Source organism: Paenibacillus sp. FSL K6-2524, from assembly GCF_038005525.1.
Taxonomy (GTDB): Bacteria; Bacillota; Bacilli; order Paenibacillales; family Paenibacillaceae; genus Fontibacillus; species Fontibacillus anaericanus.
This window is the reverse complement of the sequence record NZ_JBBOSP010000001.1, coordinates 4,355,793-4,378,441: the sequence shown is the minus strand read 5'-3', so window position 1 is coordinate 4,378,441 and position 22,649 is coordinate 4,355,793. Positions and strand designations below refer to the sequence as shown.

The 22,649-nt window shown below is 46.0% G+C and carries 15 protein-coding genes; all 15 read left to right on the top strand.

What is annotated here, in order from left to right:
- Positions 1 to 197: 197 nt before the first annotated feature.
- The 15 genes from addB to NST85_RS20095 all read left to right on the top strand — a co-directional run bounded on the left by addB (position 198) and on the right by NST85_RS20095 (position 22,602).
- Positions 198 to 3,722 carry a helicase-exonuclease AddAB subunit AddB gene (gene addB / locus NST85_RS20165; RefSeq protein WP_127193340.1) on the top strand — a complete coding sequence of 1,175 codons (3,525 nt, stop codon included), beginning with the start codon at positions 198 to 200 and terminating at the stop codon, positions 3,720 to 3,722.
- Positions 3,719 to 7,663 carry a helicase-exonuclease AddAB subunit AddA gene (gene addA, locus NST85_RS20160; RefSeq protein ID WP_341190192.1) on the top strand — a complete coding sequence of 1,315 codons (3,945 nt, stop codon included), beginning with the start codon at positions 3,719 to 3,721 and terminating at the stop codon, positions 7,661 to 7,663. The genes addB and addA overlap by 4 nt, the downstream gene beginning before the upstream one ends.
- Positions 7,664 to 7,721: 58 nt before the next feature.
- Positions 7,722 to 8,903, top strand: coding sequence for an exonuclease SbcCD subunit D (locus tag NST85_RS20155; RefSeq protein WP_127193338.1), 1,182 nt, complete (start codon positions 7,722 to 7,724; stop codon positions 8,901 to 8,903).
- Entirely contained in the window at positions 8,904 to 12,338 is a 3,435-nt protein-coding gene (locus tag NST85_RS20150) for an AAA family ATPase (protein WP_341190191.1), read from the top strand.
- A 254-nt stretch (positions 12,339 to 12,592) separates the two neighbouring features.
- Positions 12,593 to 13,291, top strand: a complete 699-nt coding sequence (locus NST85_RS20145) for a response regulator transcription factor (RefSeq protein ID WP_341190190.1) — start codon at positions 12,593 to 12,595, stop codon at positions 13,289 to 13,291.
- Positions 13,288 to 14,283 carry a sensor histidine kinase gene (locus NST85_RS20140; protein WP_341190189.1) on the top strand — a complete coding sequence of 332 codons (996 nt, stop codon included), beginning with the start codon at positions 13,288 to 13,290 and terminating at the stop codon, positions 14,281 to 14,283. Before NST85_RS20145 ends, NST85_RS20140 begins: the two co-directional genes overlap by 4 nt.
- Before the next feature lie 148 nt (positions 14,284 to 14,431).
- A complete protein-coding gene (locus tag NST85_RS20135) occupies positions 14,432 to 15,202 on the top strand; it encodes an ABC transporter ATP-binding protein (protein ID WP_341190188.1) in 771 nt (256 codons plus the stop codon).
- Entirely contained in the window at positions 15,177 to 17,129 is a 1,953-nt protein-coding gene (locus NST85_RS20130) for an ABC transporter permease (RefSeq protein WP_341190187.1), read from the top strand. The genes NST85_RS20135 and NST85_RS20130 overlap by 26 nt, the downstream gene beginning before the upstream one ends.
- Before the next feature lie 103 nt (positions 17,130 to 17,232).
- Positions 17,233 to 18,582, top strand: a complete 1,350-nt coding sequence (locus NST85_RS20125; protein ID WP_127193332.1) for an ABC transporter substrate-binding protein — start codon at positions 17,233 to 17,235, stop codon at positions 18,580 to 18,582.
- A gap of 313 nt (positions 18,583 to 18,895) precedes the next feature.
- Positions 18,896 to 19,258 (top strand): histidine triad nucleotide-binding protein, encoded by a 363-nt coding sequence (locus tag NST85_RS20120; protein ID WP_127193331.1) that lies wholly within the window; start codon positions 18,896 to 18,898, stop codon positions 19,256 to 19,258.
- Between the two features lie 138 nt (positions 19,259 to 19,396).
- Positions 19,397 to 19,570 carry a 30S ribosomal protein S21 gene (rpsU, locus tag NST85_RS20115; protein ID WP_044876085.1) on the top strand — a complete coding sequence of 58 codons (174 nt, stop codon included), beginning with the start codon at positions 19,397 to 19,399 and terminating at the stop codon, positions 19,568 to 19,570.
- 16 nt (positions 19,571 to 19,586) lie between these two features.
- On the top strand, positions 19,587 to 20,030 hold the full coding sequence (locus NST85_RS20110; protein WP_341190186.1) for a GatB/YqeY domain-containing protein: 444 nt from the start codon (positions 19,587 to 19,589) through the stop codon (positions 20,028 to 20,030).
- A 116-nt stretch (positions 20,031 to 20,146) separates the two neighbouring features.
- Positions 20,147 to 20,440, top strand: coding sequence for a sporulation protein YqfC (gene yqfC, locus NST85_RS20105; RefSeq protein WP_127193329.1), 294 nt, complete (start codon positions 20,147 to 20,149; stop codon positions 20,438 to 20,440).
- Entirely contained in the window at positions 20,437 to 21,627 is a 1,191-nt protein-coding gene (gene yqfD, locus NST85_RS20100; RefSeq protein ID WP_127193328.1) for a sporulation protein YqfD, read from the top strand. Before yqfC ends, yqfD begins: the two co-directional genes overlap by 4 nt.
- Before the next feature lie 6 nt (positions 21,628 to 21,633).
- Positions 21,634 to 22,602, top strand: a complete 969-nt coding sequence (locus NST85_RS20095) for a PhoH family protein (RefSeq protein WP_127193327.1) — start codon at positions 21,634 to 21,636, stop codon at positions 22,600 to 22,602.
- Positions 22,603 to 22,649 lie beyond the last annotated feature (47 nt).

Genomic DNA, 22,649 nt, shown 5'->3' with positions numbered 1-22,649 from the left:
TATGGATATGATTTGTTAAATGCCGATGGCATATGAATTACGGCTCTGTTAGGGGAGAACTCGTCCCACAAACAGAGCCGTTTGTGTTATTTGAATGGAACATACATTCTTATTTTGCGCCATGCGATATGATATACTGGGACATAGATAATTTGTTCGGCTTTTTCTATTTAGATATTCCTTTAGGAGGCATTTACATGTCACTTCAATTCATTATCGGCCGCTCTGGTAGTGGTAAGAGCAATATGATCCTGGACGCCATTACTTCCAAGTTACGCGAGGAACCTGTGGGTTCGCCATTAATTCTACTAGCTCCAGAACAGGGGACATTTCAAATTGAGCGGGCAATTCTTCAGACTCCGGGCATTCGTGGAACCCTTCGGACGCAGGTGCTTGGCTTCCGCCGTTTAGCCTTGCGCGTGATGCAAGAGACAGGTGGTTCTGCTCTGGTCCCGATCAACGAGGAAGGCAAGAAAATGCTGCTCTACAAAATTATGCGGCGCCGTAAGGACGAGTTGAGGCTGTATGGACATGCCGGAGATCAACTTGGGCTGATCGATGAGATCAACTCTCTATATACAGAGATGAAGAAGTATAATACAAAATTCTCTACACTAGAGGATCATTTACGTTTTCTAGAGTCCTCAGCCTCTGAGTCTCCGCTGTTAAAGATCAAACTCCATGATTTAAATATCTTATACCGCGAGTTCGATCAAGAACTCTCTAAGTTATATATTGATGCAGAGGACCATGTCATCAAGCTGACGGAAGGCGCACAAGATTCATCGTACCTCAAAGGAGCACATATTTGGATCGATGGGTTTCATACGTTTACGCCTCAAGAATATAGTGCTATTGGCGAACTGCTGAGAACGGTGTCGTCTTTGACCGTAGCCCTCACTTTAGATCGTCCTTATGATGATGGGATTCCTCCTCATGAGCTGAATCTGTTCCAACCTACGGCAATGACCTACATGAAGCTTCGGGCTTTGGCGGAATCCATTGGGGTTGAAGTTGAGCCAACAAAATTGCTCGATGTTCGTCCTTATCCGAGATTCAAGCACAGTGAGACGTTGTCCTACTTGGAGTCTGCCTATGAGCGTCGAATCAGTTGGCCTGGTGAAACGCCCCCACCTGATCTCACACAGTCCCTATCACTTCACGTAGCTGGAGGCCGGCGGGCCGAAATTGTAGGAGCGGCTCGTGAAATGGTGCGTTTGGTACGTGAGGAAGGTGCGCGTTGGCGGGACATGGCACTGTTTGTACGAAACCTGGGAGACTACGAGCATATGATTGGGCCGGTATTTGAGGAATATAGCATTCCTCATTTCTTAGATCAGAAGACAAGTGTGCTTCATCATCCATTAATTGAATTTATTAGAGCGGCGTTGGACGTCGTTTTGAAATATTGGAAGTATGAGGATGTATTCCGGTGTGTTAAGAGCGAGTTTTTACTACCTATGGATGGAAGTTTGACACGCGAAGACATGGATGCATTAGAGAACTACGTTCTGGCGAGTGGAATTCATGGCCATCGCTGGACCGATGGTCATCCATGGAAATCGGCTCCGAGCCTCTCGCTTGATGATGATGAGAAAACAGAGAATTTAGCAGAGAACAAGACGCTTCTTTCACTGGAGAAGTGTAGAGCGACAGTAACGGGTCCGTTATTTGCCTTTGAGAAACGTCTGAAAAAGGCCAAGACCGCTGCTGAAATGTGCACAGCTGTATACCAGCTGTTGGAAGACATTGATGCACCAAAGCGTCTTGATCTTATGGCTCACCATAGTCTACGTGATGGACATCCCCAAGAGGCCATGGAGCATCGGCAGTTATGGACCGCCATCCTTGAACTACTAGATCAAATCGTTGAAATGATGGGTGACGAAGAGTTAGGTAGTTTATTATTCGCCGGTGTACTGGAGACAGGGCTGAAGGACTTGAAGTTAGCCTTAGTTCCGCCTTCGCTTGACCAAGTGCTGATTGGAAGTACAGATCGGACGCAAACAAGTCATGTACGACATGTTTTTCTGCTTGGTATTAATGAAGGAATTATGCCAGCGAATCTTCAAGAGAAGGGTGTGCTCAGTGATCAAGAGCGTATACGGCTAGGGGAAATAGGAATGAACTTGGCGCCGGGGATTACACGTAGGCTTCTTGATGAAAGGTTCCTAATATATGGAGCTCTTTCTTCGGCGAGCACTTCGCTCTGGCTAAGTTATCCAAGTGCTGATGAGAATGGTGGGGCACTACTTCCTTCTGAAGTGATCCGTCATGTAAAGAGAATCTTTCCTTTTTTGGAGGAAAAGTTTATCAGTGATGGACCCGCAATTTCGGATGCTGAGGAACTCCAGTTAGAATATGTGTCCCGGCCAGCACCTGCGCTGGCTATGTTGATTAGACAGCTTAGATTGTGGAAGTCTGGTAAGGAAATATCTCCGATTTGGTGGAGCGTGTTAGCTTGGTTCAAGGAACAACCAGAATGGTCGGGTAAAGTAGCACGTTTATTGGAATCGCTAGATTATCGCAACCAAGTAACTAGCTTGAAACCTAATACTAGTCGGAAATTGTATGGTAAGGTGCTGCGTACCAGTGTATCGCGTATGGAGAAATTCTCAGCCTGCCCGTTCTCTCACTTTGCTTCTCATGGACTGAAATTGAAGGAGAGAAGGATGTACCGTTTGAAGGCGCCAGATATTGGCCAACTATTTCATTCGGCTCTTAGTTCGATGGCGATCACCTTCAAAGAACAGAACCGGAGTTGGGGGAGCCTTACTCCTGAAGAATGTATTAGGGAAGCAGATGTAGCGGTTGAGGAGCTTATACCTAAACTACAGGGAGAGATTCTACTCAGTTCGAAGCGCTACGGGTATATCTCCCGTAAGCTCAAAAATATCGTTGGCCGAGCTTCAGTTATCCTCGGTGAACAGTCTAGACGGGGGAATTTCGAGCCTGTAGGTCTGGAACTGGACTTTGGTCCAGGGCAGCCACTACCTCCGCTCAAATTTGAGTTGTCAAACGGTAATGTGATGGAGATTGTCGGCCGGATTGATCGGGTGGATATGGCTGAAGGCGAGCGGGGTATTCTACTTCGCGTCATTGATTATAAATCGAGCCAGACTGATCTGAAGTTACATGAAGTGTACTACGGCTTATCGTTGCAAATGCTGACTTATTTAGATGTACTGCTGACATCTGCGGAGGTCTGGTTAGGTCGCCCTGCACTACCAGCAGGTACGTTGTATTTCCATGTTCACAATCCACTCATACAGAGCAGTAACGATTTGAGCCGCGAAGATGCTGAAATAGAAATGCTTAAACGGTTTAAGATGAAGGGCTTACTACTGGCCGATCGGGATGTTATTGCCCAAATGGACGGGCAGTTAGAACGAGGACATTCCGATATTTTACCTGTTGCGCTCAAAGCAGACGGGGGATTTTATAGTAGTGCATCTGTAGCTACTCAGGAACAGTGGCGTACACTGATTGGATCTGTGCGGCATGCTATTACTGATATAGGAACGCGTATTACCGATGGAGACGTGGCAATTGCCCCGTACCGACTTGGTACTCAGACAGCTTGTACTCATTGTGATTTTAAGCCAGTCTGTCGTTTTGAGGAATCGTTAGAGGGAAGTGCGTTTAACGTACTGAATAAACCTGGTAAGGACAAAGTATGGGAATTACTTGAAGAAAGCGGAAGTAAGGAGGTGGAGCAATGATAACAATACCCAAACCAGAAGGTAGCTACTGGAGCGATGATCAATGGAAGGCGATCTCCGTCTCAGGAGGAGATATGTTAGTGGCAGCTGCGGCAGGCTCCGGTAAAACCGCGGTACTGGTCGAGCGGATTATCCGTAAGTTATCTCATCGTGACGAGCCGATCAGTGTTGATCGGCTGCTTGTAGCTACATTTACGAAAGCAGCGGCTGCTGAGATGCGGCAGCGGATTACGGAAGCGCTGGAGAAGGAGCTGATCAAAGACCCAGGGAACGAGCATTTGAATCGTCAACTGGCTATGCTTGGACGGGCTTCCATCACGACGCTTCATTCCTTCTGTATGGAAGTTATTCAACGTTATTACACCTTGATTCCACTGGACCCAGGTTTTCGGATTGCCTCGGAGAGTGAGACGGCATTGCTTCGTCAAGAAGTGCTGGAAGAGTTGTTTGAACAGAAATATGCCTCGGAGTCTGCAGCAAGCCCATTCTTGAAGCTGGCGGATTGGTTTGGTGGAGAGCGGAGTGATGATGCTGTCTTTGCTCTTGTGCAAAAGTTATACGATTTCTCACGTAGTCATCCTTGGCCAGAACATTGGCTGAAGCAGGCGGCTGCAGTATTTGAGGCGCCGGATACGGCTGCGATCGAGCAAAGCTCTTGGGTACAAAGTATCCTCACTGATACAGCCCTGACTTTAGGAGGAGCTGCTGATCTGTTGCGTCAGGCGCAGCGTATTGCAGTATCTCCCGGTGGGCCACTTCCGTATGCAGCTACGCTAGAGGAAGATCTTTGCGTAATAGAGAACTTGCAAGAGGCAGTACAGAATGGTCTTTGGTCAGGGCTATACGATGTGTTTCAAACGGTAGCATTCGGTAAGTTAAAGCCATGCAAGAAGGATCAGACGGATCCTTTGTTGCAGGAGCGAGTCAAATCACTACGTGAAGAAGTTAAGAAAAGCGTAACGGACCTACGAGTTCAATTATATAGTCGTCATCCAGAGGTATTTCTGGATGAGATGAACGAAGCTGCACCGTTGATGTCGGAACTTGCTGAACTTATCACTCAGTTCGGCGACAAATATCGGCAAGAAAAGGTTGCGAAGGGATGGCTTGATTTCTCAGATTTGGAGCATTACACATTACAAATTTTGCGTCACCCTGATTCAACGCCGAATGAGGTTTGGCCTTCGGATGCAGCAAAAGAATACCAGATGCAATTTGATGAAGTTTTGCTTGATGAATATCAGGATACGAATACGGTGCAAGAAGATATCGTACGCTTGATAACTCGTACTAGTCCAGGTAACAAATTTATGGTCGGTGACGTTAAGCAGAGTATTTATCGTTTCCGGTTAGCGGAACCTGGGTTGTTCCTGGATAAATACCGGAAGTATGATAATGATTTCTCCGGCGAAGGTCTTCGGATTGATCTTGCCCGTAACTTCCGTAGTCGGCATGAAGTGGTAGATGCTGTGAATTTGTTGTTTAGGCAGATTATGAACGAAGGGGTTGCAGAAATCTCCTATGATGCTAGGGCGGAGTTGATATATGGGGAAGGGTTTCCTGATATACCTGAGGATGATTACAGACCTGAATTGCTATTAATTGATCGTAGTATCGACACTTCCAGCGGAGCAGACGGTGGTGCTTCGGAAGGAGGAGGCGATGAAACTGAGGTTGATGAGGACGTCGCTGAACTTGAGGCTGTCCGGTTGGAGGCACGAGCTATAGCTGTCCGTATTCGTGAGATGCTAGCAGACGGAGATAAATCACTTCGGATATATGATAAGAAGTTACAAGATATGCGACCGGTTGGTTATCGCGATATGGTTATTTTATTGCGGTCCACGTTATCATGGGCGCCAATAATAATCGAGGAATTACGGATGGCGGGGATTCCAGCTTATGGTGAATTGAGTCAAGGCTATTTTCAGGCATCTGAAGTGGAGACTATGCTATCGCTCCTGCAAATTATCGATAACCCATTACAAGATATTCCTCTGGCTGCAGTACTACGTTCTCCTTTATTTACATTTACAGAAGAGGAACTTGCTGAGATTCGTTTGGCTGCTCCGAACGGTAACTATTATCATGCTGTTTTGGCAGCATCTAAGGGTAGTCAGGAGATAGAAGATGAGAGCAATTTGCAGAGAGATGAGTCCTTAATATCCAAGCTGAATTCATTTCTGAATCAACTTGAAGTTTGGCGGAACATGGCTAGAGAAGGTGAACTGAGCAGCTTGATCTGGAACATTTATCGTGAGACGGGATATTTGGACTGGGTTGGTGGACTGCCCGGCGGTTCACAGCGTCAAGGAAATCTAACAGCTCTTCATGATCGGGCTAGACAGTATGAAATATCGTCATCATCTCGGGGGCTATTCCGGTTTCTACGTTATGTGACGAAGTTGCGAGAAAATGGTGGAGATCTCGGTGCCGCCGCGACCTCGGGTGAACAAGGGGACGCTGTGCGGATCATGACGATTCATAAGAGTAAAGGACTAGAGTTTCCGGTCGTCTTTGTAGCAGGGCTTTCCAAAATGTTCAACCGTCAGGATTTGAATGCGTCTTTTCTGGTCCATAAGGAAATGGGCTTTGGTCCGAAATTCGTGGATGGAGATACCCGTGTTAGTTATCCAACATTGCCGAATCTAGCGATACGGCGGCGTGCGGGAATGGAGCTTCTTGCGGAGGAAATGCGAGTATTGTATGTCGCAATGACCCGTCCCAAGGACAAGCTCGTGCTTGTATCCTCGGTGAAGAATTTGACCAAATCAGTCGAAACCTGGGGAGGGGCGCTCGAAGCTCAGGAGGAGAAACTTCCGGACTTTATGCTAGCCCGTGCTCGTAGCTACCTAGATTGGATAGGCCCTTCTCTGATTCGCCATCCTGCAGCCGCTGATCTACGGCAGTTTGCGGGACTTCCTGCAACGTCTCCGGCGGTTCTAGCCGATAGCACTTCTGATTGGATGATTGGGTTCGTATCTGCTAGGGAGATCGTGTCGACGGGTGTAACAGAAGCGGCTGCGGCCAATGAAGGGACAGTTCCAATTTCGGAGGTCTCTGAACTGAAGACAATTCTCTCAGGTGACCCACTCGCCGTCCTGCCGGCAAGGGATGGACAATTACAGAAGGTTGTCGATGCTAGACTCAATTGGTCGTATCCATATGAGTCTGCAAGTCGGATTAGTGCGAAAACATCGGTGACGGAAATGAAAGTACTGCTGAGCATGCAAGAGGAGCCTTCATCTGACGTCTTCGCGCGGGACGAACTAAAGAGGGAACTGGAATCACAAGAGGATAAAATCGACTTTAGGCTACACTTGCGTCGTCCGAGGTTTATGGAACAGCGTCAGATGACCCCCACAGAACGGGGGACTGCTTATCATACTGTGATGCAGCATCTTCCCTTTGAGCGTGAGGAGGCCGCAGAGCAGACCGTAAATGATACGTTGAAACGGCTTGTGGAGCTCCAAATTATGACGCAAGAGCAGGTCGCGGAGATGGATGTAACGAGGATTGCTGACTTTATGCGAAGTCCCTTAGGCGATCTGCTGCGCAGAGCGGAATGGATAAAGCGGGAAATGCCGTTTAGTTATGGCTTACCAGCACTCGACGCTTATCCTCGCCTGGCGCCTCCTACAAGTGGTAATAGTAGCGATGAGTTGGTTGAAGAAGGAAGTAGGTTCAGCCGTGAACTTGCTGGTGAAATGGTCCTCATTCAAGGGATTGTCGATTGCCTCTTCTCTGTAGATGGTCGGTTGTACTTGCTAGATTATAAAAGTGATCGGGTCCTGGAGCACCGAGGTGGGATCTCAGAGTTGAGCGAATCTTATCGTTTCCAATTGGAATTGTACGGGGATGCTGTGGAGCAGATTACGGGTCTTTCCGTAGATGAGAAATGGTTGTATTTCTTTGATAGCGGTGACGCTGTCAAACTGTAATAGATACAGTTTAAATTGATATAGAGTACTGGCGTGAAGATAGAGGGGGAGAGGGACAATGCGTATTTTGCATACAGGAGACTGGCATTTGGGCCGAACATTGGAAGGACGGAGTCGTCTACTGGAACAAGAGAAGTTCTTGGATGAGCTTGTCGCCATGGCGGAAGATCAACAGGCCGACGTAATTATGATGGCGGGGGACGTATACGACAGCGTCAATCCCCCTGCTGCTGCTGAGGGAATGTTCTATGATGCTGCGGCTCGCTTGAGTGAAAATGGACGCCAGTTGGTGGTAATCGCGGGTAATCACGATCAACCAGAACGTGTCTCGGCGGTTTCACCGTTAGTATCGCGGCAAGGGATTTCTTTAGTTGGACTTCCCTCTTCAGAAGCGGTTAGGATCCACATACCAAGGACTGATGAGATTGCCATCATTGCAGCATTGCCTTATCCATCGGAAGCACGGCTTTCCGAGCTACTGGCTGGTGAAGGGGATGAGACAGAACTACGCTTGGCATACAGTGCCAAGGTAGGTATGTTAATGCGGCAACTGGCTAGCTCTTTCCAGGCGGATACGGTTAATTTGGCAATGAGCCACATTTATGTACTTGGCGGGGTCGAAAGTGATTCTGAACGGCCAATCCAAGTAGGTGGTGCTTATACGGTCGATCCTTCAGCGATGGATATTGGTGCCCAATACACGGCACTTGGTCATTTACATCGTCCTCAGGCGGTGAAAGGAAACGGCATGATTCGTTATAGTGGCTCTCCTCTTGCCTACAGTTTTTCAGAAGCGGGGCAGGCGAAATCCGTGATGATGTTAGATATAGCTCCCGGGGGTGTCCCCAAGGCAGAGGAGTTATTTATAAGCAGCGGCCGGCCTTTGGTCAAATGGGTGTGCCGTGGCGGATTGGAAGAGGCTCGCCGCTGGCTTGATGAGGGCAGAGATAGTAACGCCTTTATTGATCTTGAGATCAGCCTTAGCGAAGCGATGTCGCTCGGAGAGATTCAATCTCTGCGTAAGGCTCATGAAGGTATCATACACATTCGCCCTCTTTACCCTGCTCTTGAAGCAGAAACCATGTTATCTTCACGTGCTCAGATGCCTGTTCCTGAACTGTTCCGTAAATTCTACCAGCGACAGACCGGAGGAGCAGAACCAGAAGAAGAATTAGTTGAGCTGTTTATGTCGCTAATCTCGGGTGATGACGAAACCAAAGTAGGGGAGGGTGAAGAATAAGTGAAACCCATATTGTTGAAATTGTCGGGGCTACAGAGCTACCGGGAAACGCAGGAAATTGATTTTGGCGCATTGTGCGAGATGGGACTGTTTGGAATATTCGGTCCTACAGGCAGTGGGAAATCGACAATTTTGGACGCAATCACCCTCGCCATGTATGGCAAAGTAGGTCGCGCTTCGGGCGGCACGCAAGGCATCATGAACCAATCGGAGGATTCCTTATTTGTCTCGTTTACATTCGAGTTGAACTCAGCTCAAGGCACAGAGCGTTATCGTGTGGAGAGACGCTTCAAACGACAAAATGAACTATCCATTAGTAATACGATCAGTCGCTTTATTGAAGTGCTTCCTGAGGGGGAGAAAGTGTGGGCTGACAAGCTGGCCGATGTGACCCGCTGTGTTGAAGAGAAGATCGGACTTAAAATGGACGACTTCACCCGGGCTGTTGTGCTACCCCAAGGAAAATTCGCCGAATTTCTATCGCTGAAAGGTGCGGATCGGCGAGCTATGCTACAGCGATTGTTTCATTTAGAGAAGTACGGAGATTTATTAGGTCAGAAGCTGGCTCGCAGAGTCAAGGAGACTGACAATACACTTCGTGAGATTAGTGCGGAGCAACAGGGGCTGGGTAATGCTTCGGAAGAGATGCTACAAGAAGCGGTGGCTGCGATGAAAGCAGTGACGTTGCTGGCTACGGAGCGGAGGCATGAACTAAGCAAGGCGGAGCAGCGATTCGAGCAACTCTCGAAGGTGCGCGAGCTTAGTCAGGAGCATAATCGTCGGTTGACGGAGCTTGAGGTCTTGCAGGGACGGGAGTGTGCTATAGCTGAGCTGGAAGCGAAGCTAGCTAAAGCTACCGCCTCCGAGCAAATTAGGCCGACTATGACGGCTTGGAAAGAAGCTCAGCGGCTCAAAGCGGAGCGTGAGGCGCTTGCTTCAAGCGCCCATAAGGTGGCACTAGAGGCGGAAGCCTTAGCCAAGCAGGCTGTCGCTAGAGCGGAGATAGCATCAGCTGAGCTTAGCCGTGAAGAACCATTACTCTTGCAACGCTTAGATCAATTGGAGCAAGCGAGGTTATTACAGAGAGAATGTGACGCCCTCCTCTCAGAGCTTCGGGATCTACGGCTTAAGTCGCAGGAAGGAAAGACTCGGCAACAGCTCCTGAGTGAGGAGTCACATAAGGAGGAGCAACTTCTGGCCAAGGCACAGCTCCGTAAACAGGAGCTTGAAGAGTTGCTCAAGACATGCGAAGTTAAGGCCTCTGAACGACGGGAAGTGCAGGAGGCAGGAGAACGTGAACAAATTCTGTCCATGATGACTGGGCAATTGACCAGTATAGAGGCAGAAGAGACAGGACAACGCCTTAAGGTTGAAGCAGCTACCCTCAGGTTGAGGGAAATAGCTTCTAAAGAGCAAGAGGCGGAACTCGAGTGCAGGGACAAGGTTGCCGCTTTACTGCAAACGGCTGAGAACTTGTATACCCTAGATCATCGCGCCGCCGCTTATGTAGAGGTTTTAAGTCTCCATGAAGTTGCTATGCGACAATCGCTCAAAGAGCAAGAGAATCATGTATGGTCGGTCACTTTGGCAGGCGGGTTGCAAGAAGGACAATCCTGTCCGGTATGTGGATCAGCTCATCATCCGAATCCGGCTCTTAATGGGGACGAAGAAGATGCGGGTAGCGAAGCAAAACTTGCTGAGCTAGTAAACTTACTGAGCTCTCTTCGAGAACTTCGCTATGGACTGTCTCGAGATATCGATAATTGTCGGAGTTTACTAGAATTGTTAGGTGCACCTGAAGCAGACGGATTAAGCTCACTTGGTAAAGGGAGAGGCGAAGCGGCAGCTACCCTTGATAGTCAGCAGGAACGATATGACGGGGATGTCGTTCATTCGTTAGTTGAAGTTGCAACTGCTACAGAGAATCTGTCCAAGCAGTACGAAACGGAGCATTCCACGCTAGATAGGTTGCAACGTGATAGTAAAGTGGCTCAAGTAGCGCGGACCACTCTACAGCCTATTCGGGCTACGGCGGAAGCGGAGATGTCAGCAGCTACGGAAATGCTTACACAGTTAGCAGTACGGATAGAGACGCTTCGTAATGAACTCAAAGGTAAGCAGCAGGAGTGGGGACGAGAGCTACCTAACGGTACTACGGAATCGGCAACTGAACGCTTGAAACAAATCCAGGAGAAGGATGCGAAGAGCGAAGACATCAAACAACGGCTTACGCTCAGTACTCCATTCATAGAAGAGAAGAGTGCTAAGTTGTTGGCACTGGGACGAGACATTGTGGAACTAGATAAGGTTCTACTCCAATTGGAAACCCAGCAGCAAGGCAAACAGGAACTATTACTGGAGAAGCAGAACCGGTTGAAGACATGGACGGGTGGAGTCGATGTTGAGGAATTATGGAAGGAAGCCCAGCAACGTTTAAATGCTTTGCGGCTGGAAGCTCAGGAGAGTGCGCTACAACAAAGCCAGACACTAACCCAGAGCCATGAGTCGGCCAAAGCTGATGTTCTAGCCCAGCAGGCTGCGGCAGCTGCTCAAGAGCAGGAACAAACATGGCTACAGCGATGGATCGAAGAACTTGAACGATCTCCATTTAGTAGTGAAGATGAAGTTAAGGAAGCATGGATCGACAGTGAAGTGATGCTAAACTTTACCGAGCAAATTAGATTGCACCGAGACAGCGAGCGTGAGCTGCAAATCGCACTTAAAGAATTGGCTGCAAAATTAGAAGGTAGAACAGTTACTGACGAGGAGTGGGGGCAGTGTTCGGCCGCTTTGGCCATAGCTAAAGAACAAGATGAGATAGCCCTACAAAGTAAGGCTCGAACAGAGCGGGATTTAGAAGATTTGCAGAACAGGCATATTCGTTGGAAGGAGCTCCAGCAAACTCGGAGCAAATTGGAGCATGAAGCTGGATTGCTGAGTAAGCTACAAACTTCACTTCGCGGTAATGCCTTTGTCGAATATGTTGCTGAAGAACAACTGATGAATGTCAGTCAGTCAGCTTCCCAGCGGTTACGTTTCTTGACGAAGCAGCGTTATTCGCTGGAGACGGATTCTGGCGGCGGGTTCGTCATCTGTGACGATGCGAATGGAGGAGTTAAGCGACCTGTGGCTACTCTTTCAGGAGGGGAAACTTTCCTTACGTCATTAGCGTTAGCACTGGCACTCTCTGCGCAAATTCAGTTACGCGGCCAATACCCGTTACAGTTCTTCTTTCTAGACGAGGGCTTTGGAACACTGGATCCGGAGTTGTTGGATACTGTTGTAACTTCGCTGGAGCATTTGCACAATGATCATCTCGCTGTAGGAATTATAAGTCATGTCGCTGAACTGCGTTCCCGCTTACCTCGTAAGCTGATTGTAGTTCCCGCAGAGAGTGGAGGAGAAGGCTCCAAGGTTATTGTGGAGAATTTATAAGTTTAGCTAGTAATTCAGCTTTTATAATCAGATTAGGGCTGTGTCGCTTAAATTCGCTTCTCTGAAAATCTTCACTGCGACCGAGGAGCGTATGCTACGCAGCAGAATGTTGGTATTATCAGTTCATACCCGACTGGTTCGGGGATGGACTTATTTTTATCCTCTCCTACTTATGAATTTATATTGGTTTCGCCAATACTTTACATGATTTTTCCAGATTGTGTTACTGTATTATTGACAAAAGGAGTGATAATATGGAAACCATTTTTATCATTGAGGATGATGCTAAGCTTGCAGGTCTACTGAGTGCTTACCTCTCCAAATATGAATATCATACAGTTATCGTTGATGATTTCAACAACGTGCTTGAGGCCTTTAAGGAAAGCGCTGCGGATCTCGTGTTGCTGGATGTCAATCTGCCCAAATATGACGGCTTTTACTGGTGCCGCCAGATTCGCCAATCTTCGCTATGTCCGATTCTATTCATCTCCGCCAGAGACAGCGGGATGGATCAGGTGAGGGCGCTGGAGAACGGCGGGGATGATTATATTACGAAACCTTTCCACTATGAGGTCGTAATGGCCAAAATTCGTAGCCATTTGCGCAGGGCATATGGTTCATACTCACAAACCCAGGAGGAGCGTAAGCTGCATTCGGGTGCTCTAACCCTATTTCCTGAACGCTATATGATCCAATATGCTGGGGAATCAATGGAGCTGACACAGAAAGAGGCTATCCTGATGGAAGCGCTAATGTTAAAGGAGGAGCGTGTTGTCACACGGGAGAAACTGCTGGATCTCATGTGGGAAGACCAGCATTTCATCGATGATAATACACTGAACGTCTATATTACGCGTGTCCGCAAAAAGCTCAAGGATCTTGGCGTAGGAGATGTTGTAGAAACGGTAAGGGGTGCTGGCTATCGTCTGAGTGTCTCCAGTGCAGCACCATGAGATTGTTCTGGAAGGACCAACTTCCGCTACTGCTCTTCTATCTGATTCAAATCATCCTTGTTCCTGTGCTGTATTGGATCTCAGGTGAGAACAGGCCTCCTGCGATCATGCTGTACGGTGTACTCCTGAGCGGCGTTATTCTTCTCTTGTACCTCGGCTATCGATATGTTCAGCATCGCAGATTATATACGCTATTAAGTTTTCCCAATAACATGCTTGTGGATCATTTGACACCATTGGGAGATGTTCCGCTTCCCGAGGCCGTTAATGAATTACTGCGGAACATGGATCGCCAGTATCAGGATAAGTTGAATGTGAATGTCCGACAGATGGACCAGCATATTGTGTTCATCAACCGCTGGGTGCATCAGATGAAGACGCCACTCTCTGTTATTCAGCTTACCCTGGAGGATTTAGAGGATGAAACCGCTAGCAGCATTCAGGAAGAGCTGGAGAAGCTGCGCAAAGGACTGGAAATGGTCATCTATACATCTCGTCTCGACCGTTTCGAAGATGATCTCCACGTAGAATCATTAATTCTCCGCAAGATAGTCAGCGAAGTGGTATCCGAGAATCGTAGATTATTTATTCGCCGGGGCGTATACGTGAATATTCAAGTTGATGCCGGATTCCGGGTGTATAGCGATGCCAAATGGCTGATTTTCATGTTGACCCAAATTTTGACCAATGCTGTAAATTACACGGCTGGATCCGGCAAAGCGGTGACGATCTCTGCACAGCGCCTCGGCAACGATACTATTCTCGAGATTTCAGATCAGGGCATCGGCATTTCTAAGGAAGATCTTAAAAGGGTATTCAACCCTTATTTTACCGGCGAACGCGGGCGCCAATATCATGAGTCCACCGGTATGGGACTTTATCTGGTTAAAGAAATTTGCACCAAACTAGGACATGCCGTCCTTTTGGAATCTCAGCCCGAAGCTGGAACCACGGTACGGATTATTTTTAACGGCAATACCCAAAGGCAGTAAACCGAACATAACCTTAAGTGACTTGTAAGATAACCTTAAGGTAAATACATAGCAGTGAAATGCCTCACCCTGTACATTGGAAACAGGACGAAGACATCTTGAAACAATGGAGGTGACTCATATTTCCTAAGGAAAGGAATGGAATCTATTGAACGTATTAGAAGTCAAAGCACTGAATAAAGTATATCCCGGCAAAGTGCATACCCAGGCCCTTACGGATATCCATCTCAGTGTTGAGAGCGGTGAATTTGTAGGTATCATGGGACCTTCAGGCAGTGGCAAAACCACATTGCTTAATATGGTATCTACTATCGACCAACCCTCATCTGGAGAGATGAGCATCAATGGTAGTAATCCTTATAAGATGAAAAAGAAAGAACTGGCCCATTTCCGCCGCAGACAACTTGGCTTCGTCTTTCAGGATTTTAATCTCATGGAGACATTAACCGTAGCTGAGAATATTGTGCTCCCGCTTACGCTGGACAACCGTAAGCTGAGTGAGATGGAATCTCTGCTACAGAAGGTTGCAGGGCAACTTAACATTACAGATATCCTGAAAAAACGCACCTATGAAATATCCGGTGGACAACGGCAGCGGACCGCTATTGCCCGGGCGATCATTACTTCGCCTGCGATGATTCTGGCAGATGAGCCAACCGGATCCCTGGACTCTAATTCCTCACGGATCGTCATGGAATCTCTGGAGAATATTAACCACACGCAAGGCACCACACTGATGCTCGTTACCCATGATCCACTGGCAGCGAGTTACTGCAACCGGATCATCTTCATCAAGGACGGCAAGTTAGCCGCTGAAATTCACCGTGGCGATAATCGCCAGGCCTTTTTCCAGAGGATTATCGACACACTTTCGTTTTGGGGAGGGAATAGTTATGAACTTTCCTCAATTCGCGTTTAATAATGTGCGGCGTAACGCACGGGCTTATATTGCTTATTTTCTGAGCAGCGCTTTTATGGTCATGGTGTTTTTCGCTTATTCCGTATTCATTTATCACCCTGAGATTGCAAATAACGATATGGGACCCATGGCGGCCATGAGTATGCGAGTTGCAGCCTACATTGTGTATGTGTTCGCCTTTTTCTTCGTGCTGTATTCCATCGGTTCGTTTTTAAAATCACGCAATCTGGAGTTTGGGATTTTATCCATCCTGGGTGCCCGGCCGAGCCAGATTAACAAGCTGATCTTCCTAGAAAATATGCTGATCGGCATTGTTGCCATCGCAACAGGAATCGCTGGCGGCATGCTGCTCTCCAAGTTGTTCCTGCTCTTCAGCACCAAAACGATCGGAATTGAGGATTTGCCCTTCTACTGGCCAACCAAAGCGATGCTGGTCACTTCCCTTTCTTTCATCTCCTTATTTCTGGTCATCTCCATCTTTACTTTGCTGTTTATCCGCAAAAACAACGTACTAGAGCTACTACAAGGAAATGTTAAACCGAAACAACAGCCTAAAGCCTCCCTCTTACATTCACTGCTTGGTGCAGTACTACTGGCTATCGGGTTTTATGCCCTGCGGATGGAATTAAGCCCCTTTGCTATTATTCTGGCAGCCGTTACGGGAATTACCGGAACCTATTTTTTCTACTCACAGCTGTCCGTTTTTTTCATTCGTCTGCTTCAACGCAGTCGGAGATCTACATGGCGCGGCACGCGGTTGCTCTGGATATCGGAAATGAGCTACAAATTGCGTGACAACTCACGGATGTTATTCCTGATTACCGTAGTGACTGCTTTGGCCAGTATGGGGGCAGGTGTTGTATTGGCCATTAACCAGAACGGAAAAGAGTTGTATACTGGGGAACCCTTTGCCATTACACAAACGTATTTCCGGACCTCATCGACAGAACCTGACCGAAGTATAATTCACCAAGAGCTAAAGGCAGCAGGTGTAGAGTATACGGAGACGAGAACCGATACGTTATATGCCTCAGTCCTTAATGAGGCAGGCAGCAAGAACGTGCTTCTGATCGGAATTTCTCAATATAATGAGCTTGCGCCTTTGATTGATCTCCCAGCCGTAACAAAACTTGGTTCAAATGAAGCGGTTCTCTTAGCTTCACCAGAAGTTGAAAGGGATGATTATATCCATAACCGTATGGTTACTCTGGATGAACAGCCCTCCGTATCCCTTTATATCAAGGAGAGTGTAACTACAGATTCTATAGAGTTCATGACTTCAATAATTCCTTTGCTGATTGTGCCAGAATCGTGGATGGAGACAGTAAGAGTAGCCAAATTGGCTGAAGAGGGTAAGGAGTTCAAACCTAATATCGATTATTACTATAAGGTACCAGCATGGGATACAGGTTCACTGCCTTCCATCAGCAGTCAGGAAACTAGAGTAGGTACCAAGCTGAGCAAATGGAATGTCGATATGGAGGGGAAAAGCGAGGAAGTGTTCCATCTAACTTCACGCGGCGCTACTTATATATCCCTCAAACAAAGTACAGCCATGCTCAGCTTCGTCAGTATCTTTGTCGCCTTAATCTTTTCGGTTGCATCGGCGAGTTTTCTCTACTTCAAGCTGCATAGTGAGTTGGCTGCGGACATTCGTATGTACCGTGCATTATCTAAGATAGGGTTAAGCACACGTGAAATGGCAGCATCAGCGACCAAACAAATTGCGGTACTCTTCTATATTCCAATTGTTGTAGCCGCCGTTCAGAGTCTTGTTGTCATCACCCCCATCCTTTCGGAGATGGGAATCATGCATGTGCTCAAACCGGTACTGATCACATTTGCTACGTATCTGATTCTACAAAGCGTCTTTTTCATCATTGTGAAATCACGATATATACGCAGTCTTAAGAAAATGATGGTTTGAAGGACACTTATTCAATCATTACCGTAAATTTTTATTTTGCTTAAACGTTTATATAAAGATTTATTGAAGAAATCATACAAAAAATTGAGTGGAGGTTTTATTTTTGAAGCGCAATTTATTACAGAAGGTATTCATCGTTAGTTTGAGTTTTATGTTAATGCTTATATCAGTAGGTTTTAGCACAGACCCAAAAAGCTCCGCAGATCCAGACAACCAGGTAAATACGAATCGAACTTTAAAAGTATTGTACTGGAGTGAAGAGGGATTCAATAAGACTTATGGGGATTTGTTTAGTAAGAAGTATCCTAATACAGACATTCAAGTAGTAACACTCACTGATGCATTAGATTACAACAGACTTATCGAAAAGCATTCACCGGACCTTGTTATGCTAGCTCCGTACAATTACAAACAAATGGCTAAGGAAAATAAGTTGGTAGATTTAGACCCATTAATTAAGCGTGATAATTACGACACGACAACGTTATACCCTAGCTTGCTTGATGAATTGAAGAAACAAGGCGGTGGCAAACTTTATGGGTTAAGCCCAACGGTGGGGTCGTATGCCATTTTATATAATGTTGATTTATTTAAAAAATACAAGGTTCAATTACCAAAGGATGGAATGACTTGGGAAGAAATATTGAAACTTGCTAGTAAATTCCCTACTAAGGGAGATAAGAATTCACGAATTTGGGGCCTAAGTTACATGAATACTATATCCAGCAATTTGGTCATGGATATTGCTAGAACAGAAGGGTTAACGTACATTGATCCAAATACCTTAAAGGCTACTGCGAATACAACTGCGTGGAAAAAAGCATATCAGCTGTCGATCGAGGCAAATAAGTCTGGGGTACTTGACCAAGGTATCAGTCTATCTGCCAAAAGTTCTTTGGAAAGCAGCACTTTCATTATGGGACGGTCAGCTATGAACGTAACCTCCATTTCTACTTTGCAGTACTTAAAAGCAGCAAATAGTGGTGTGAAGAATTATAAACCTTTTACGCTTGGTATGGCTGCTGGTCCTACGGATCCTAAGGATCGAAAGTCAACAGGAAATGTTTTTATTTCTGAGATATTCGCAATTCCAGCAAACGCATCTAATGTGGATGCCGCTTGGGATTTCATCAAATATCTTCATGGAGATGACTATGCTAAAGAATACTATAAATCCAACAACAATAATATCGGTGCTCCTCTGTCTCGCATGATTAAGGAGTACTCTGGTTACAGTTTGGATGCTTTCTATAAACTAAGACCCAATTTGGATTCAACTATAACAAGTTACGCTCTCTTCAGAAAGTCACAAAGTTTAGAATTAAACTTTAGAACAAGTGTATTTAAAGAACTTACACTGGTAGCAGACAAGAAAAAAACATTAGACAAAGCAGCTGCTGCCATTCAATCACAAACTCAAACTGCTGCTGATAAACTGAAAAAGGCTCAGTAATGGGTATAGTTTATTGTTTAGGTACCCGCTCGTAGGGGGAGAAAAGGTTTGAATATGCATTTTTTAAATATTTATTTTTAGGGTGATATTAATCACAGATACAGCTTCAACCCACTGTTATACTACAGTTAGCCGACATCATTTTTGCAAGCACCCCGTCGGACGTATTGGTGACAGAGAGTCATTATTTTCTTGCCAATACGTCCGTGCGACCAGCAAACTCCTTTTAGGAGGGAGCAGGGTGCTTCTTTTTTTTGTCTTTTTTCGGTATGATAAATTAAGTACTAGTACTTTTCTAGGAGGGCACCCGAGGATGGATAATTGTTTGTTTTGTAAAATAGTAGAAGGTTCGATACCAAGTAACAAAGTGTTCGAGGACGATTCATTTCTCGTGTTCCATGATATCGAGCCTGCGGCACCGACGCATGTTCTGATTATTCCGAAGAAGCATATCGCTTCGATGAATGATGTACAGTCCGAGGATTTTGCAATGATCGGAGAACTGCACCGAGTTGCTCAAGATGTTGCGATTAAACTAGGTGTTGCTAGTACAGGTTACCGGTTGATTAACAACTGTGGACCTGATAGCGGACAAGCTGTTGCGCACATTCATTACCACCTATTAGGGGGTACAAAATTAGGAGCGTTGGTGCAAAATTCACAGTCTCACGCCTAAGGGGAAAGTCGATAGAGAAATTGGAAGATAAAAAACCTGAGTGTCAGGTTGACACCATATTTATTTTTCCCCTATAATGAAGTGTGATGAACCGTGTTATAAGCTCTTGGACGGTCTGGTCGGAGGGAGGGAAAACTGGTGTCTGAAACTAAAGTTCGCAAAAATGAGACAATTGATGCTGCACTTCGTCGCTTTAAGCGTTCCATTGCAAAAGATGGTGTATTAGCTGAGGTGAAGAAACGCAAGCACTATGAAAAGCCAAGCGTTAAGCGCAAGCTAAAGTCCGAGGCTGCTCGTAAGAGAAAGTTTTAGGGGGATTTAAGTTACCATGAATCTTAGCGAGCGATTGAACGAAGATATGAAACAAGCGATGCGGAATCAAGAGAAGTTCAAACTTTCCACCATTCGAATGGTTCGTGCCACGATGAAGAATCTTGAAATAGATTTGAAAAGAACTTTGAACGATAATGAAGTGCTTGATATCCTAGGTCGTGAGATCAAACAGCGCAAAGATGCCCTCCAAGATTTTGAGCAGGCTGGTCGTGATGATCTAGCCGAGAAAGTTAAAGCGGAAGCGGAGATCTTAGCCGAGTACCTTCCCGAACAGTTAAACGAAGAAGAAATTAAAGTCATTGTACAGCAGACCATCCAGGAAACCGGTGCTTCTTCGAAAGCTGATATCGGGAAAGTGATGAGTGCGTTGATGCCCAAGGTCAAAGGCCGGGCGGATGGCAAACTTGTAAACCAGGCGGTTCAACAGCTACTGCAATAGCCTACCCAATGAACACCTTCTACTTAGTAGAAGGTGTTTTTTCCTGTTTACCTTTCTCATAAATCAGTCTCTCCTCGCATAATATTTGTACAGTAGAGGAAGGAGGACTGCACCTTATGAGCCGGATTGCTCGCAAATTCCGTAAATGGACGGTCGAAGCACTCGACTTGCCAAGAGATCTCGTATTCGATTTGCCCAGGCTCACCTTGATCGGAGGTAAGCAATTGTACATAGAGAACCACCGTGGTGTAATTCACTTTTCCCCACAGGAGCTTCACCTTCAACTAAGTCACGGGACAATGGAGGTTGAGGGAAAGGGGCTTGTAATCAAAGCCATCATGCCAGATGAAGTTTTCGTTGAAGGTACTATATTGGGCATCAAATATCGAGGAACGGAGGATGAACAATGAAATCACCAGCCTTATCCCGTTTGCGGGGTTTTGTAACCGTTGTTGTTCGTGGGAAGCAAGGAAAACATGTTGAAGCTTTAATTAATGAATTGGCACGTCAAAACATCGAAGTATGGGAATTGAGACCCCTACCTAATGGGGATCTGGAGCTAAATATTAAGATAGCGGACTTTTTGTCTTTACGTCCGTTGTTAAAGGGGACAGGCTGCCGGGTCAGGGTTAAACGACGTTATGGTATGCCTTTTGTGTTCGCGCGACTTTGGAGGAGAAAATGGTTTCTTCTTGGTTTTGCAATGTTTATCTCCTTAATTTTTTGTTTAACTTCGTTAGTATGGACGGTTGAAGTTAAGGGGAACGTAAAAATTGTGACTGAGGATGTATTGAATGTTGCAAGGGAAGAGGGCATTTATCCATTTCAATGGGTTTTTCGGTTAAAGGAACAGGACAAGTTATCCGCTGAGTTGACACGTAAACTGCCAGGTACTTCATGGGTTGGCGTCTCCCGCACGGGAACAGTGATTACGATACAAGTTGTGGAGGCAAATGTCCCGAAAGAGAAAGAACTTGTTAACCCACGTCATTTGGTTAGTAATTCGGATGCTGTGGTGACTCATATTTATGCGGAGAAGGGCATGCCACAAGTAAGAAAGAATGATCGTGTCAAGAAAGGCCAGGTGCTTATCTCGGGCTTACAGGCAGGACAGTCAGTCGTGTCTAAAGGTGAGGTAAAGGGAGTTGTTTGGCACGAGTATAATATAGAAGTTCCACTTGTACACAAGCAAAAGGTGTATACTGGAGAGACGAGGAAGCGAGGCTTCTTATATTTTGGGAAAACAGCTATTCAGTTATCAGGTTACGGAAAGATAGAGTATGAACAAACACAGACTCTAACCGAGCTGGATCCTTTAACCTGGAGAAATCTGAAGTTGCCTCTCGGTTGGATGACAGAGAAGGTTTTTGAAACGACGGAAATTGAATTGAAGCGCACAGCGGATAAGGCGAAAGACGAAGGAATTATGCGGGCGCAAAGAGATCTTTTGGCCAAATACGGCACGGATACGGTTATTCTAGAACAAAAAATTTTGCATGAGAAGTCAGACAATGGTAAAGTTTATATGAAAGTGCTTTTTGAAGTAGAGCAGAATATAGCAGAAGAACTTCCAATAGTGCAAAGTCAAGGAGAATGAGGTCATTTGTCAGAACAATTAAGCAGCAAAATAAGTCTTCAGAATGCAACTGAGGCTCTATCCTTATTTGGCCCTCAAGATATTTTTCTTAAGTTAATTGAAGATAGTTTGAATGTTAGTATCGTCCTACGGGAATCGGAGCTATCTATTCGTGGTGATAGTCGTGAAGTAGAGATGAGTCAGCAATTGCTTGAAGTGTTACTAAAATTAGTTCGAAACGGGTATATATTGACCGAAAGAGACCTGTTATATGCTATCGATTTGGCGAAGGATCTTCGTGCAGATCAATTACTTGATTTATATAAGGGTGAAATTGCAGTTACCTTTCGTGGCAAACCGATTCGTGTAAAAACGATTGGGCAGAGTCATTATGTCACCACGATTAAGAAACAAGATGTCGTATTTGGTATCGGACCAGCAGGTACAGGTAAAACTTATCTCGCCGTCGTGTTGGCTATTGTGGCTTTAAAGGAAGGATCTGTGAAACGAATCATCCTCACAAGACCTGCGGTAGAAGCCGGGGAGAGCCTTGGATTCCTTCCAGGAGATTTACAGGAGAAGGTAGATCCCTATTTACGTCCGTTGTATGATGCTTTATACGATGTGATGGGCCCAGAGCAGACTGCCAAAGCATTAGAACGTGGATTAATTGAAATTGCCCCACTCGCTTATATGCGCGGCAGGACATTAGATGAAGCTTTCATTATTTTAGATGAGGCTCAGAACACAACGGCAGAACAAATGAAAATGTTCCTTACTCGTCTCGGAATCGGATCCAAAATGGTCATTACCGGTGACGTCACTCAGATCGATCTTCCTAAAGGAAAAAAATCAGGGCTCATTGAAGCAAGAACTATTCTACAGGATATCGCTGAGATCGGATTTGTTGCTTTTACGGAAAGTGATGTCGTTAGGCATTCACTTGTTCAGAAAATTATAGTAGCTTATGACCGCGCCGCTGAAAATCAGGGTTAATCATCCAGCTCACGTACCTTCTAGAATTACTTCTAATACAAGCTAAC